At 65.6% G+C, this 15288-nt stretch carries 13 protein-coding genes; 9 read left to right on the top strand and 4 right to left on the bottom strand.

The annotated features are described in order from the left end of the window. Nucleotides 1-17: 17 nt before the first annotated feature. From QQK43_RS00330 to cysS, 3 genes are all read right to left on the bottom strand, one after another. Entirely contained in the window at nt 18-1004 is a 987-nt protein-coding gene (locus tag QQK43_RS00330) for an acetyl-CoA carboxylase carboxyltransferase subunit alpha (RefSeq protein WP_234265751.1), read from the bottom strand. A gap of 65 nt (nt 1005-1069) precedes the next feature. Then, nucleotides 1070-1720: a DNA-3-methyladenine glycosylase family protein gene (locus QQK43_RS00325; protein ID WP_234265750.1), complete on the bottom strand. Its 651-nt coding sequence runs from the start codon at nt 1718-1720 to the stop codon at nt 1070-1072. Further along, nucleotides 1720-3105, bottom strand: coding sequence for a cysteine--tRNA ligase (gene cysS / locus QQK43_RS00320; RefSeq protein ID WP_284306152.1), 1386 nt, complete (start codon nt 3103-3105; stop codon nt 1720-1722). The genes QQK43_RS00325 and cysS overlap by 1 nt, the downstream gene beginning before the upstream one ends. Nucleotides 3106-3385: 280 nt before the next feature. Here cysS and QQK43_RS00315 point away from each other — a divergent pair, with 280 nt between their 5' ends. The 6 genes from QQK43_RS00315 to QQK43_RS00290 all read left to right on the top strand — a co-directional run bounded on the left by QQK43_RS00315 (nt 3386) and on the right by QQK43_RS00290 (nt 8879). Further along, complete coding sequence (locus QQK43_RS00315) at nt 3386-4444, top strand: nuclear transport factor 2 family protein (protein ID WP_234265748.1); 1059 nt, start codon at nt 3386-3388, stop codon at nt 4442-4444. 119 nt (nt 4445-4563) lie between these two features. Beyond that, complete coding sequence (locus QQK43_RS00310; RefSeq protein WP_284306149.1) at nt 4564-5931, top strand: L,D-transpeptidase family protein; 1368 nt, start codon at nt 4564-4566, stop codon at nt 5929-5931. Continuing rightward, complete coding sequence (locus QQK43_RS00305; RefSeq protein WP_370465178.1) at nt 5931-6620, top strand: peptidylprolyl isomerase; 690 nt, start codon at nt 5931-5933, stop codon at nt 6618-6620. The genes QQK43_RS00310 and QQK43_RS00305 overlap by 1 nt, the downstream gene beginning before the upstream one ends. A gap of 2 nt (nt 6621-6622) precedes the next feature. Next, the gene (locus QQK43_RS00300; protein ID WP_234265746.1) at nt 6623-7129 is read left to right on the top strand and encodes a peptidylprolyl isomerase; all 507 of its coding nucleotides are present in this window, start codon (nt 6623-6625) and stop codon (nt 7127-7129) included. 25 nt (nt 7130-7154) lie between these two features. Next, nucleotides 7155-7964 carry a UDP-2,3-diacylglucosamine diphosphatase gene (locus QQK43_RS00295; RefSeq protein WP_284306147.1) on the top strand — a complete coding sequence of 270 codons (810 nt, stop codon included), beginning with the start codon at nt 7155-7157 and terminating at the stop codon, nt 7962-7964. A gap of 30 nt (nt 7965-7994) precedes the next feature. After that, complete coding sequence (locus QQK43_RS00290; RefSeq protein WP_284306146.1) at nt 7995-8879, top strand: M90 family metallopeptidase; 885 nt, start codon at nt 7995-7997, stop codon at nt 8877-8879. Here the strand turns inward: QQK43_RS00290 and QQK43_RS00285 are convergent. Then, a complete protein-coding gene (locus QQK43_RS00285) occupies nt 8857-11496 on the bottom strand; it encodes a DUF349 domain-containing protein (protein WP_284306145.1) in 2640 nt (879 codons plus the stop codon). The genes QQK43_RS00290 and QQK43_RS00285 overlap by 23 nt on opposite strands. A 741-nt stretch (nt 11497-12237) precedes the next feature. Here QQK43_RS00285 and QQK43_RS00280 point away from each other — a divergent pair. From QQK43_RS00280 to nrdR, 3 genes are all read left to right on the top strand, one after another. After that, complete coding sequence (locus QQK43_RS00280) at nt 12238-13158, top strand: lytic transglycosylase domain-containing protein (RefSeq protein WP_284306144.1); 921 nt, start codon at nt 12238-12240, stop codon at nt 13156-13158. Between the two features lie 265 nt (nt 13159-13423). Further along, nucleotides 13424-14668 carry a serine hydroxymethyltransferase gene (gene glyA, locus QQK43_RS00275; RefSeq protein ID WP_284306143.1) on the top strand — a complete coding sequence of 415 codons (1245 nt, stop codon included), beginning with the start codon at nt 13424-13426 and terminating at the stop codon, nt 14666-14668. Nucleotides 14669-14762: 94 nt separating this feature from the next. Beyond that, nucleotides 14763-15212: a transcriptional regulator NrdR gene (gene nrdR / locus QQK43_RS00270; RefSeq protein ID WP_234265740.1), complete on the top strand. Its 450-nt coding sequence runs from the start codon at nt 14763-14765 to the stop codon at nt 15210-15212. The last annotated feature ends 76 nt before the right edge of the window (nt 15213-15288 follow it).

Below are 15288 nucleotides of genomic sequence, written 5' to 3'. Positions count from 1 at the left end.
ACGGTGGCGACAGCGCCTCAGCGCTTGTCTTTGGTGTCGGCCTTGGTGTCGGTGAAGCGGCCGTAGCTGTCGATGCGCTGGTAGCGCCGATCAAGCAGCTCTTTGACCTTGAGGTCCGCCACCTGGCGCCAGGCGTCGCCCAGCGCGCGCTTGAGGAAGGCAGCCATCTGCTTGTGGTCGCGGTGCGCGCCGCCCACGGGCTCGCTCACGATCTTGTCGACCAGGCCCAGCGCCTTGAGTCGGTGCGCGGTGATGCCCAGGGCTTCGGCAGCGTCGCTGGCGCGGTCGCTGGTCTTCCAGAGAATGGAAGCACACCCTTCCGGGCTGATGACCGAATAGACGGAGTACTGCAGCATCAACACCTGATCGGCCACGGCGATGGCCAGCGCGCCGCCAGAGCCGCCTTCACCGATGATGGTGGAGATGACGGGCACTTCCAGCTGCGCCATCTCGAAGATGTTGCGGCCGATGGCTTCGGACTGGCCACGCTCCTCGGCGTCAATGCCCGGGTAGGCGCCCGGCGTGTCCACGAAGGTGAACACCGGCAGCTTGAACTTTTCAGCCAGCTTCATCAGGCGCAGCGCCTTGCGGTAGCCCTCGGGCTTGGTCATGCCAAAGTTGCGCGCGGTGCGCTCCTTGGTGTCGCGCCCCTTCTGGTGGCCGATGACCATGCAGGGCTGCCCATTGAAACGGGCCAGCCCCCCGACGATGGCCAGGTCGTCGGCGAAATGGCGATCACCGTGCAGTTCCTGGAAATGCGTGAAACAGTCGCGCACATAGTCCAGCGTGTAGGGCCGATCCGGGTGCCGGGCGATCTTGGTGATCTGCCAGGGCGTGAGGCTGCTGTAGATGTCCTTGGTCAGCTGCAGGCTCTTGCCAGACAGCTGTTCGATTTCGGCCGAGATGTCGACAGCCGATTCGGTCTGCACGTAGCGCAGCTCTTCGATCTTGCCCTCGAGTTCGGCAATGGGCTGCTCGAAGTCGAGAAAGGTTCTTTTGGCCAAGGTGAAACTCCTTTGGTCTTAGCGTGAACGGCGTCCGGGATGCAAAAAAGAAGCCCGATCGGGCCTCAGTAACTCACCGGCAACGGGTCCAGCGAGCGCCAAATATACCAAGTGGCGACGCTGCAGAACGGCGCCCAGGAGCCGGCGACCTCGCGAATCTCCGAACGGCTGACCGGCTCGCCCGAAAAGTAGCACCGGCTGATGCCGTTCTGCAGACCGATGTCGTCCAGCGGCAGCACATTCGGGCGCATGAGATGGAAGATCAGGAACATTTCGGCCGTCCATCGGCCGATGCCGCGGATCGCCACCAGCTCGGCCACGATGGCCTCATCGTCCATGCTGGCCCAGTCGGCCACGTGCACCTGGTTGTTGGCAAAGTGCAGCGCCAGGTCGACCAGGTACTCCACCTTGCGCGCCGAGAGGCCGGCCGCGCGCATGTCGTCGACCTTGAGCTTGAGCACGTGAGCCGGCGTCAGCTTGCGTGGCAGCTTCTCGAACCGGTCCCACACCGACTGGGCGGCCTTCACCGAAATCTGCTGGCCCACGATGCTGCGCGCGAGGGTGATGAACGCATCACCACGCGACTGGAGGCAGGCGCCCGGGTATTGGGGGATGAGTTTTTTCATCACCCGGTCGCGCTTCATCAGATGGCGGCAGGCCTCCTGCCAGTACAAGGGAGCATCGGCGCCGACCTCGGGCAAAGTGGCGGTGGCCATCAGTGGCGCTCCCAGGTGGTGCCCGCGGGGCCATCTTTGAGCACGATGCCTTGCACCAGCAGCGCCTGGCGGATGCGATCGGCTTCGGCAAAATTCTTCGCAGCCTTGGCGGCGGCGCGCTCCGCAATCTGCCCGGCAATGGCCACTTCATCCAACCCTTCGCCCGCACCGCCGGCCTGGAGGTAGGTGGCCGGGTCCTGTTGCAGCAAGCCCAGCACCCCGCCCAGCGCACGCAACAAACCGGCGAGTTCGGGCGCCTTGCTGCGATTGACTTCCGACGCCAGGTCGAAGAGCACCGCCACCGCTTCGGGCGTGCCGAAATCCTCGTCCATCGCCGCCTTGAAGCGGGCCGCCAAAGGCTGCTGCCAGTCGATGGCGGCGTCAACCGCCGGGCCTGCACCAGCCAGCGCCGTGTACAGCCGCTTGAGCGCCGCCCGGGCGTCATCGAGGTGCGCGTCGCTGTAGTTGAGCGCGCTGCGGTAATGCGCGCGCAGCACGAAGAAGCGCACGGTCTCGGCGTCGTATTTCTCCAGCACTTCGCGGATGGTGAAGAAGTTGCCCAGGCTCTTGGACATCTTCTCGTTGTCGACCCGCACGAAGCCGTTGTGCATCCAGAAACGGGCCAGTGGCTGACCCGTGGCACCTTCGCTCTGGGCAATCTCGTTCTCGTGGTGCGGAAACTGCAAATCGGCTCCACCACCGTGGATGTCGAAGCTTTCGCCCAGCATCTGGCAGCTCATGGCCGAGCATTCGATGTGCCAGCCGGGTCGACCGCTGCCGTAGGGACTGTCCCACTGGGCCTCCACCGGCTCGTCGGGTTTGGCGGCCTTCCAGAGCACGAAGTCCAGCGGATCCTGCTTGCCGTCGTCCACGGCCACACGTTCCCCGGCACGCAGGTCGTCCAGCGATTTGCCCGAGAGCTTGCCATACCCCGGAAACTTGCGCACCGCGTAGTTCACGTCGCCATGGGGGCTGCGGTAGGCGAGGCCCCGGTCTTCCAGGCGGCGCACGATGTCGAGCATCTGCGGCACATACGCGGTGGCACGCGGCTCGTGGGTCGGTCGCTCGACACCCAGGGCATCGGCATCCTGGTGCAGCGCCGCGATCATGCGGTCGGTCAGGGCCGTGATCGTCTCGCCGTTCTTGAGCGCGCGCGCGATGATTTTGTCGTCGATATCCGTCACATTGCGGACATAGGTCATGCGATAGCCACTGGCCTTGAGCCAACGCTGCACCACGTCGAACGCCAGCATGGAACGGGCGTGGCCGAGGTGGCACAGGTCATAAACGGTCATGCCGCACACATACATGCGCACATGGCCGGGCTCCAAAGGCCTGAAAACCTCCATCCGGCGGGTCAACGTGTTGTAAATTTGCAGAGACATGAAAACGATCGACAAACCACCATCAGCGCAGGCGATGGCGGTGTTCTGAAACGGGAAGCGGGATGGATCAGCGGTGGTGTCATCGAAGGCAGGACCTTCGACCCGGAAAGCCGGGGAATGCGGAGCTCAGAATGCGGGAACTGCATCCATTGGCACTACACCCCTCAGATACAATGGAACAGTATATCCAGCAGGCCCCGGCGGCATCTACCGCGGCGCGCCCTCCTTCAACCCGAGATTGTCTGCGTTTGCCCACCCCAATTCGTTGACACGAGGCTCCATGACCACTCCAGCGACCCCCCTCCTTTCCGCTTCTGCCCCTCTGGCCGGCGCGGCCTGGCGCACCACCGCGCAGCGAGCAGCCATCGCCGTGGCCACGGCCTTTCTGTGCGCCACCGCCCAGGCCCAGCCGGACGACTATGCCGAGGTCAACCGACTGGTGCGGGCCGGGCAGCTCGGTGACGCCCTGACCAAGGTCGACCAATACCTGGCCGGCAAGCCCAAAGATCCCCAGATGCGCTTCCTGAAAGGCGTCATCCAGACCGAGTCCGGCAAGACGACCGACGCCGTGACCACATTCACCCAGCTGACGCAGGACTTCCCCGAACTGCCCGAGCCCTACAACAACCTCGCGGTGCTGTACGCCGGCCAGAGCCAGTTCGACAAGGCGCGTGCAGCACTGGAAATGGCCATCCGCACCAACCCGAGCTACGCCACGGCGCACGAAAACCTGGGTGATGTGTACGCCAAACTGGCCAGCCAGGCGTACAGCAAGGCGCTGCAACTCGACTCGAACAACACCGCCGTCTCGCCCAAGCTGAACCTCATTCGCACGCTGTTTGCGGCCGATGCCAAGGGCGTCAAACCGGCTGCTGCCGCACCGGCGAGCCAGCAAGCGGCGGCCAAGCCGGCCACGCCCGCAGCAGCTCCGGCGCCCGTAGCGGCCGCACCTGCCGCACCGCCCACACCAGCGCCGGTGCCCGCTGCACCCACCCCCGGCGCACAGGGCGATGTTGAAGCCGCCGTGGAAGCCTGGGCCAAGGCCTGGTCCAACAAGAACATGTCCGGTTACCTGGGCGCCTACGCTCCCAACTTCACGCCCACTGGTGGCCAGTCCCGCAAAGACTGGGAAAGCGAGCGCCGCTCGCGCATCGTTCCCCGCTCCCGCATCGAAGTGGGCATCAACGATCTGGACGTGAACGTCAACGGCGATCGCGCCACGGCACGTTTCCACCAGACCTACCGCTCCGACGCCACCAATGTGTCCAGCCGCAAGACACTGGAAATGGTCAAAAGCGGCAACCGCTGGCTGATCCTGCGCGAATCCACCGGTTCCTGATGGCCGGCCCCCGGTTCTTTCAACGCGGCCACGCCCAGATTGCCCCGGGCTTTGCTGGGCGCGAGTGGCGTCCTGGCTCTCGCCGTCGAACTTGGAACCTCCGCGCATGGGGTGCTGCATTGCTCGGCCTGCTGGCCGCGGGCGGTGTAGCTGCGTACCTCTTTCTGGCCAACCGCGCTGAAGGCGGAGCAACGGCCCCTCCCGCCACGGACACCGGTTCCCTCCTGGACAATGCCCTGGCCAAAGTCCAGGCCGCGGTGTCGGACGGCAGCGCACCCACGCCCGCCGTGCGCGGCGGTTTGCTCAGAACCCCTTTGTCGGCTCCGCTGCAGCAGCAGATCGGCACCACACTGGGTCGCGGGGAAGCCAGGCTCATTCATATCTACCAGTTGATTGGCCAGGGTGATCACCGCACCGCGCTCGCAGAGGCCGAGTCCCTGGTTCGCGACCACCCCAACTTCCAACTGGCCCAGTTGGTGCTTGGTGACCTGCTCAGCGTGCATGCGCGGCCGGTCAGGCAACTGGGCGATGTGCCCGACACCAAAGCACAACTGGCTGCGCAACAGCTCAGCATCCTGCGGGAAGAGTCGCGACGGCGCCTGCTCGCCCTCACCGAACGCCCACCGGAGGGCAGCATCCCGGCACAGTTCCTGGCCTTGTCGCCGCAAAGCCGCCATGCGATTGCGGTTGATGCTTCGCGCTCGCGCTTGTACCTGTTCGAGAACACAAGCCCGCCGGCCAGCAACGGCAAACCAGCCCAGGCCCGCCTCAAGTTGGTGGCAGACTACTACATCTCGGTCGGCACGGGGGGCGTCGAAAAGCAATTCGAAGGCGATCTGAGGACGCCTCTGGGGGTGTACTACATCACCAGCACGCTGAACCCCAAGTCGTTGCCCGATCTGTACGGCGTGGGGGCCTTGCCCCTCAACTACCCCAATGCGCTCGACCTGCAACGGGGCAAGACCGGCAGCGGCATCTGGCTGCACGGCACCCCCAGCGAACAGTACGCCCGCGCGCCGCTGGCATCCGAAGGTTGCGTGGTGGTGTCCAACGCCGATTTCACCCACATTCTGTCGACGGTGCAAATCCGAACCACGCCGGTGGTGATCGCGTCCGAACTGCAATGGGTCCGTCCCGATGCCCTCGACACCGATCGCACCCAGTTCGAATCGGCCCTGGAGGCCTGGCGCCAGACCAAGAGCCGCGGCCAGATCGAGCAACTCAAGACCTTCTATTCCGAACGCTTTCAGAGCCAGGGCCGTGATCTCGCCCAGTGGTGGCCCCGGGTGGAAAAAGAAGTCCAGGCGACAGGCTCCCGAGAGCTGTCCTTGCGCGACATTTCCCTGCTGCGCTGGCGCGACAGCGATGACACCATGGTGGTGACCTTCGGCGAAGTGCCTGCCGGCCAAGGTCGAGGGACAACGCGCCGCCAGTACTGGTCACACGAAAACGGCCAGTGGAAAATCTTCTACGAAGGAAACATCTGATGGTTTTCTCCCCCATCCGCCGGTACCTGATGGTGCTGTCGGCGGGCGTTGTGCTCTTGGCGCACAGTCTGCCGGGACTCGCGCAACCGGCCCACCCCAAAGTCCGCATCAGCACGAACCTTGGCGACATCGTCGTCGAGCTCTATCCGGACAAAGCCCCCAAGACCGTTGAGAACTTCCTGCAGTACGTGCGTGACAAGCACTATGACGGCACGATCTTCCACCGCGTCATCGGTAATTTCATGATCCAGGGCGGCGGTTTTGACGCCAAATTCCGGCAGAAACCCACGCGCGCGCCCATCACCCATGAAGGCCAGGCTGCGCTGGAAAAAGGCGGCCCCCGCAACGTGGTCGGCACCCTGGCGATGGCGCGCACCAACGACCCGCATTCCGCGTCGGCCCAGTTTTTCATCAATGTGAAGGACAATCCCTTCCTCGACCCGACACCGATCCCTCCTGGCGACCCGGTGCCGCGTTTCGAATACGGCGGGCAGGTCTACCAGAACGTGCCCCGCGCACGCCTCCTGGGTGCCGGGCAACTGTTCGGCTATACCGTGTTCGGCAAGGTCATTGCCGGCATGGATGTGGTCAACAAGATCAAGGACGTGCCCACGGGCGCGGGCGGCCCGTTCCCGACCGACGTGCCCAAGACCACCGTCACCATCCTCAAAGCCACCCTGGAGAACTGAACATGGCCAATCCGCAAGTCGAACTGCACATCGCCGGCAAAGGCGTGATCACGCTGGAACTGGACGCTGAAAAGGCGCCCCTGTCCACCGAGAACTTTCTGTCCTATGTGAACAAGGGCCACTACAACAACACGATCTTCCACCGTGTGATCCCCGGCTTCATGATCCAGGGCGGCGGCTTCGAGCCCGGCATGAACCAGAAGGGCACCGACAAGCCCATCAACAACGAAGCCAACAACGGCCTGAAGAACGACCTCTACACCATCGCCATGGCCCGCACCAGCGATCCGCACTCGGCAACGGCGCAGTTCTTCATCAACGTGGCCAACAACGGTTTCCTCAACCACACGGCCCCCAGCGCCCAAGGTTGGGGCTACGCCGTCTTCGGCAAGGTCACTGGCGGCACTGACATCGTCAAGCAAATCGAAGGCCTGAGCACGGGTCGGCGCGGTTTCCACGACGACGTGCCCAAGGAAGACGTGGTGATCGAAAAGGCTGTGGCGCTCTGATCAGCACCACGCCTCCAGCCTTTCCATGAACGACCGCCTGAACCAGTGGCGCGCCCCTGCGCACTGGCAGGCGGTCGATTTCATCGCCGACCTGCATCTGCATGCGGCCGACCCGGCCACCTTCGCCGCCTTCTGCCGCTACCTCGACACCCCCGCCGATCAGCGTGGCGACGCGCTTTTTATCCTGGGCGACCTGTTCGAGGTCTGGGTCGGTGACGATGCCTTGACGGCCCCGCCGGAAGGCGAACGGGCTTTCCTCCAGGACTGCGCCCATCGGCTCAGCGCCTTTGCGGCACACACCCCGGTCTTTTTCATGGCGGGCAACCGCGACTTCCTGCTGGGCACTGCCGGCCTGGAAGCTTGCGGCATGACCGGCCTGGCAGACCCGACCCGGCTCGAATGGGCCGGTCAGCCCTGGCTGCTGAGCCATGGTGATGCGCTGTGCATCGATGACCACGACTACCAGCGTTTCCGTGCCGAGGTGCGCAGCGCCCGCTGGCAGACAGCATTTCTGGTCCGCCCCCTGGCTGATCGCGAAGCCTTCGCGCGCGACCTGCGCGCACGCAGCGAGGCCCGCAAACGCGAACACGGGCTTGATGCCGCCCTCTGGGCCGACGTGGATAGCGCCACCGCGCGGGAATGGCTGGCCGCCGCCGGATCCCGGCACCTGATCCATGGCCACACACACCGCCCCGCTCGCCACGACCTAGGCGGCGGCTGCGAAAGATGGGTGCTCAGCGACTGGGATGCCGGCGCACACCCACCCCGTGCCGAAGTGCTGCGCCTGCGCGCTGACAGCGTGCAGCGCCTGTCCCTGTTTCCCGACGGCGGTTGAATCCGGCCCCTCCGCCACCACCTGCGCGCCATGCCCCCTTCCCCTCTACAGCCACTCTGGCGCGCCCTCCAATCCTGGTTGCCACGCCGCATCCGCCCGGCCCCGCCCATTGCCGATCGGTTCTGGCGCCACACCCTGGGCACACACCCCTTTTTGGCGGCGCTGCCGGCCGACGACCAGACCCGCCTGCGCCTGCTGAGCGGGCAATTCCTGCAAGAAAAAGAGTTCCACGGCGCCCATGGCCTGGTGGTCAATGACACCATGGCCCTGGCCATCGCGGCCCAGGCCTGTCTGCCGCTGCTGCATGTGGTCCGCCCCGATGGCCAGCCACTGGCGCACCCTTTGCAAGCGCTTGACTGGTACGACGATTTCGTCGGCATCGTGGTCCAGCCGGGCGCAGCCCTGGCGCGCCGCGAAGTGACCGATGGGGCTGGCGTGGTGCACCGTTATCAGGAGGCCCTGGCGGGTGAAGCCATGGACCGCGGCCCGGTGATGCTGGCCTGGACGGCCGTGGCCGAAGCACCGACCGTGGCCGCCCACGGCACGAATGTGGTGATCCACGAGTTCGTGCACAAGATGGACATGCGGGCCATGCCCCGTGGACAGCACCCTGACGGGGCGCCGCCACTGTTCAAGGGGTTTCTGGACAGTCCTTCCGACACCGCCGCCCGCCAGCGCTGGCGGACCACGATGCAGAAGGCCTATGCCGAATTCCGGGAGGCCGTCGCTCTGGCCGAGCGTTTCGGCGGCGAGCGCCCCTGGCTCGACGCGTACGCGGCGCAGGACCCGGCGGAGTTCTTCGCCGTGACCAGCGAAGCCTATTTCGTGAACCGTGAGCGCTTCACTGCAGAGTTTCCGCCCCTGCGGGAACTCTACGACGGCTTCTTCCGCTTCAGCGCCGCAGCAACACCTTGAGAGCGGCCTGCAGGCGCTTGGCGGCGGGACCATCGTGCGCCGATGACAGCACACGGGCAACATCCTGCGGCCAGGTGTCAGCGGGGCCCGGCTCATTGCGCCGGGTCAGCAGTTGCAACTGCAACTGGCGACGGGCTCCGATGTGTTCGGCGGGCGTCGGCACCTCAGCGGCCATTTCCAGACGCAACAACGCTTCAGCCCCCTCACCCGAGGCGGCCGCCTTGCCGATGGCCTGCGCCCAAGCCGAGCGCGTCGACGCCTGGACCCGGGAGCCCAGGGCCTGCGCGGGAGGCAGCGCCTCGGCATCGCGGTGCTCCCAGGCGCCAAGCACCTGAGTCAGCACCTCGCCGTGCGCCTGCGCCGCCAGCTTGCGCAGCGCCAGTTCGGCCTGTTCCTGCGCCTGACGCTGGGCCCGGAAGGCCGTATCGCCCAGTCGCGGCCCCCGCGCCTCGCGAGGCGCGCGCCCCCAGCCGGCGTCATCGCGCGGGGCCCGCCCACCATCGCGCGCGCCCCGGTGATCGCGGCCAGGCCGGCGCTCGTCGCGCGCCGCCGGTTCGGCCTTCTTCATGCCGGGACGGTCATCACCGCGCATGGCCACGAGTTTGCGGGCCGGCTGCGACGGGGCGACCGCAGCCGGCGTGTCCTCCGAAGCTTCGGACGAACCGGCAGACACGGCGGCGTCGGCACCTGCCGGGGCGGCAGCCGCCGCCTCGGCCTGACCCTTCAAGGCCTGTTCCAGCGCCTGTTGCGCTTCCCGGATGCGCTGGGCGTCACCCGCGTTCGCCGCAGCTTCCAGCGCCTTGGCCGCCTCCAGCACCCGCTGATCGTGGGCGCTGACCGCCGCCGCCACCTTCTCGCGTTCGCTGCTTTTGCGGGCAAAGGCTTCGTCGATGGGTTTGCGGAACGCGTCCCACAGCTTCTGCTCCTGCTTGCGGTCCAGTGGCACCGCCTGCGCCTCGGCCTGCCAGCGCTGTTGCAAGACCTTGACCGCATCGATGCGCAACATCGGCGCGGCACCCAGCGCAACCGCCTCGTCAATGAGGGCCCGGCGTCGCTCCAGACTCGCCGCCTGCGCCGCCTCCAGGCGCGCATGGGCCTCGTGCATGACGGTCTTCCACTGCGGCTGGATATCGGCAAACGCCTTCTCGCTCAGATGGCCAGCTTCGCGCCAGCGCTCGGCGAAGGCATGCAACTCGCGCACCTGGCGCTTCCAGTCTTCATCCTGCGCATGGGCCTGGGTCCAGGCACGCACCTCGTCCATCAAGGCCTGCCGCTGGGCTTTGCTGGCGTCCGCCTGCTGGCGCACCTGCAACAGCCACGCCTCCACCACCTTGTGCGCCTCGGTGCAAGCGGTATCGAAACGTTTCCACAGAGCATGGTTGGCGGCCCCGCCCTGATCGGTGGTCTTCCATTGCTCCCGCAGGCCACGCAGCGTTTCCTGCATCTTGCGGCCGCCCAGACGCTGACCCCCAGGCGCCTTGAGCAGCCCCTCCGCCTTGGCCACCAGCTCTTCGCGCAACTGGTCGGCGCGCCAGCGCTGCCAGCCTTCGAGTTCGCCAGCCTGCGCCAGCAATGCTTGCGCCCGGGCCTCAAGGGCCGGGCTGATCAGGCGCCCATGGCTCTTGAGCAGGCCCCGCGCCTCGGCGGCGACTTTGGGAGTGGCCTTGCCGTGGCCTTCTGCCAGTTCGCGCTCCAACTGGGTCAGGGCCTTGGTCACCTCGGCTTCAGCCTGGGCCCGGCGCTCCGTCACCACCTGGGCATCCTGCGCAACCCGCTCATCGGCAACGACCACGGACTCGCCGCGTGCCACACGCAGTTCATCCGCCCACACCGGCACGGCGGGCAAGGGGGCTTGCGGATCGGCGTCGGCCGCCACGGCTTGCGCCAGCGCAGCCTCGAAAGCATCCCACACCAGCTGCAGCTGGCTGCGCGAGGCTTCCAGCATGGGAGGGAACTTGGTCTCGACGCTGGCCCAGTGCGCATCCGTTGGCAATGCCTGTACCTGCTGCTGCCACGCCGAGACATCGGCACGCAAAGCCTCCACCACCTGCTGCGCTTCGCGCCAAGGTTTGGTGGAGAGCACCTCGATGCGCTGGGCCAAGAGCACAGCGGCCTCGCGTTCGACCTGCACGCGGTGCTGCAAGTCTTCCACCGCCTTGATGCGCTCGGCCAAAGCCTGTTTCAGCCCGACCAACGGTTCGCGCGACAGCGGCGCCCCTGCCCGCGCAGCGTCGCGCTGCCAAGCCATGGCGTCGGCCAGGTTCATGCGCGGATGGTCGAGCAGCGACTGTGCTTTTTGCGCCCATTCGGCGGCGATGTGCTCCTGCGCCTTCTGCCGCTTGAGCTCGTCCAGTTTTTCCTTCAGTGGCTTGGCCGCCCCCCGGTCGCGGTGCGACATCTCTTTGAACACCTCGTTCATCACCTCCAGATCGGGGTCCGTGGCCAGCCACTCGCGCAGCCGGGCGGCACGCTCTCCCGAGGTCGGCGCAGAAAAGGCACCACCGGTGACGGCATCCAGCGGATGGGACGGAGAGGCTTTGGGGACAGCGGGCGAGTTCACGGCAGGTAAATGATCAGAGGGTGCGCCGTTTCTGGAGCGCAAGGAAAACAGAGACATGATGGGCAGACCAACGGGCTCGATAGACGTCGAGCAAAGGAAGCAACCCGCTATTGTCGCTGCGGATTGCCTGGCTTGCTGAAACGAGCGCCCGTGGAGCCCCCAAAACAAGAAACCCCGGTGGGCTGAACCCACCGGGGTTGACGGCGGGCAAACTGCACTTGCCGTCGGTTTTGGCGGAGAGGGTTGGATGCCTCGCCAGCCTGGAAGCAAGAGATTGCTCCCGTGGGGTTCCGGTTTCAGACTTCGTGCCTGAGGGACCGGACAAGCCTCGCTCTTGCAAGGCACCCCCAGATTACGCCCATTCCGCGGCGGTTTCAACCACCTCAACAACCGCCTGTCGCGTCGGACTCACGCCAGCGCATCGACCGCCTCTGGCAGACCGCCCGCACTGGGCTCACCGTCCCGCGGGCGACGCCCAGCCCGGGAACACCCGACGAAAGGCCTCCATCCACGCCCCTCCGCCCGACGCCGCATGGATGCTGGCGAGCGCGCCACAGGAATGAGATCACCCCCAAAAAAACATAACTTTTAGAAATATTAAACGGTATCCAAATCATTGACTTGACATTTGAATCTCCCTATCATCCGGCCCGCTTTGACCCATCCCCGGGTTATCCCGCACCGCTGCCGAATACGGCTAAGTCGATGGACCGGCTCCATGAGGCCCGTCCAGATCGATGGCGACCCAATCAGCCCTGCCGAGCCAGACCGGCCGACAGGACCCGAAAGGAGCACGACATGACAGCGATGAGCCGGAGCCAGAGCCTGCAAGCCCCGCTTGCTTCCCTGGCCCAATCCATCCAAACCGCCGCCCAGGACGTCTGCCAAGGCTTTCTGGACGTGACCCGCAACAGCATGGCCCTGCTGGGCACTGTCCTGGCCACAGGCCTGATCCTGATGGCCGCCCATGGCGATCTGCGTGATCGCGCCGAAGACCGGCTGCTCGGCTGGCTGCTGGCGCGACAAGAGTCGGCAGCGGCCCAGGAACAGGCCCAACAGGCTTTTGTGCCGCCGGCAGAACCCGAGGCGGCCCAGCGCGTAACAGCCGCCCTGCCCCACGAGTTGCCGCAACCCCAAGCCAAGGTGGCTTACTGGCTCAGCCGCAAATACCGGGTCGCACCCGAGCCGCTGAGCGTGCTGGTGGCCGAGGCCTTTGAGATTGGCCGCAAGGCGCAGTTGGATCCGACACTGATTCTGGCCGTCATGGCCATCGAATCTCGCTTCAATCCCTTTGCCCAAAGCCCGGTGGGTGCCCAGGGCCTGATGCAGGTGCTCACACGCGTGCACACCGACAAATACGCCGGCTTCGGCGGCCAGTTGGCTGCGTTCGACCCCGTCAGCAATCTGCGCGTCGGCGTGCAGGTACTGCAAGACTGCATCCGCCGCGCGGGCTCGATCGAAGGCGGCCTCAAACTGTACGTGGGCGCGATCACGACAGACGGCAGCGACTACATCAACAAGGTAATGGCAGAGCATCTGCGCATCCAGAGCGTGGCGCTGGGCAAACCCATGCCCACCACTTTCCCGGTCTACCGGTCCCTGCCGGTTTCGGCCCCGGAAACCGCCACACCCGCCGAACCCGTGCCGGCCGTGCCCTCGGACACCGCAGCATCGTCGCCGGCGCTGCCCCCGAACGAAGCACCCGCCGTTCAATCCTGAGCTCACTCACCCGATCTCTGTGAACGGGATCGGCACGAGGTGAGCGCCTCGGCTAAACTAGCAGCGTGCGCAACTGGCGATAGGCGCCGGGTTTGTTCCGTGATTTCGGAATCCCGGTCGCTGACGTGGCCCCCCAGCTTCTGCAGCCTGGGACAACCACTGGGAAGCGCACCGCCCGTCTCGCGGGCGATCAGCCGTTCGCCTGGGCAGTCCCTGCCGCTCACCCTGAGCGCGTGGGGTCCACGTCACCCGAGACTGCCAAACCATGTACGACCGCAACATCCTCATCGAGCAAACCGATCCCGAGCTGTTCGCCGCCATCCAGGCCGAAAACGCCCGCCAGGAACACCACATCGAACTGATTGCCAGCGAAAACTACGCCTCGCCGGCCGTGATGGCCGCCCAGGGCACCCAGCTGACGAACAAATACGCCGAAGGCTATCCGGGCAAGCGCTACTACGGCGGCTGTGAATTCGTCGACATCGCCGAACAACTGGCCATCGACCGCATCAAGCAACTCTTCGGCGCCGACGCCGCCAACGTCCAGCCGCACTGCGGCGCCTCCGCCAACGAAGCCGTGTTTCTGGCCTTCCTCAAGCCCGGCGACACCATCATGGGCATGAGCCTGGCCGAAGGCGGTCACCTCACGCACGGCATGCCGCTGAACATGTCGGGCAAGTGGTTCAACGTCGTGTCCTACGGCCTGAACGACAAGGAAGAGATCGACTACGACGCCATGGAAGCCAAGGCGCGCGAGCACAAGCCCAAGCTGATCGTGGCAGGCGCCTCTGCCTACAGCCTGCGTATCGACTTCGAACGCTTTGCCAAGGTCGCCAAGGAAATTGGCGCCATCTTCATGGTCGACATGGCCCACTACGCCGGCCTGATCGCTGCCGGCGTGTACCCCAACCCGGTGCCGTTCGCCGACGTGGTGACCTCCACCACGCACAAGAGCCTGCGTGGCCCGCGCGGCGGCTTCATCCTGATGAAGGCCGAGCATGAGAAGGCCATCAACAGCGCCATCTTCCCCGGCCTGCAGGGCGGCCCGCTGATGCACGTGATCGCCGCCAAGGCCGTGGCCTTCAAGGAAGCGCTGAGCCCCGAGTTCAAGGCCTATCAGCAGCAAGTCGCCAAGAACGCCCAGATCGTGGCCGAGACGCTGACCTCGCGCGGCCTGCGCATCGTCAGTGGCCGCACCGAGAGCCACGTCATGCTGGTCGACCTGCGCGCCAAGGGCATCACCGGCAAGGAAGCCGAGGCCGTGCTGGGCAGCGCCCACATGACCATCAACAAGAACGCAATCCCGAACGACCCCGAAAAGCCGTTCGTGACCAGCGGTGTGCGCATCGGTACCCCGGCCATGACCACCCGCGGCTTCAAGGACGAAGAAGCCCGCCTGACTGCCAACCTGGTGGCCGACGTGCTGGACAACCCGCGCGACCCGGCCAACATCGAAGCCGTGCGCGCCAAGGTCAACGCGCTGACCGCCCGCTTCCCGGTCTACAAATGATGTCCGGGCGTCGTCTTGCCCCTGGAGCGCTCGTTTCGGCGGGCACGACGACGCACAGCCACGCCCGTATCACCGGGCAAACCGCAGGCTGATCATGAAATGCCCTTTCTGTGGTCATCTGGAAACCCAGGTCGTCGAGACCCGGGTTTCCGAAGATGCGGACTTCATCCGGCGCCGCCGACAGTGCGGACACTGCGAAAAACGGTTCACCACCTACGAGCGGCCGGAAGTGAGCTTTCCAGCCGTGGTCAAAAAGGATGGGCGGCGCGTCGACTACGTGCCCGCCAAACTCCGCGCGTCGTTCACCCTGGCGCTGCGCAAACGCCCGGTGAGTACCGAGCAGGTCGATGCAGCCATCGAACGGATCGAAGAAAAGCTCCTGAACCTCGGCGCACGCGAGGTACCTGCCACCCGGCTGGGCGAAATGGTCATGCGCGAACTCAAGAAGCTCGACAAAGTGGCCTATATCCGCTTTGCCAGCGTCTACCGCAGCTTCGAAGACATCGACGACTTCCGGGCACTGGTGGATGAAGTGCGGCGCTGACGATTCGCCACCGTCTGCGATATTCCACACAATTGACCATTGATGTGAATTTCTTGGCGCAATTGGCGCCAAGAAT

The sequence above is a fragment of the Hydrogenophaga electricum genome, assembly GCF_030160815.1.
Classification (GTDB): Bacteria; Pseudomonadota; Gammaproteobacteria; order Burkholderiales; family Burkholderiaceae_C; genus Hydrogenophaga; species Hydrogenophaga electricum.
This window is presented reverse-complemented; position numbering and strand designations above follow the sequence as displayed.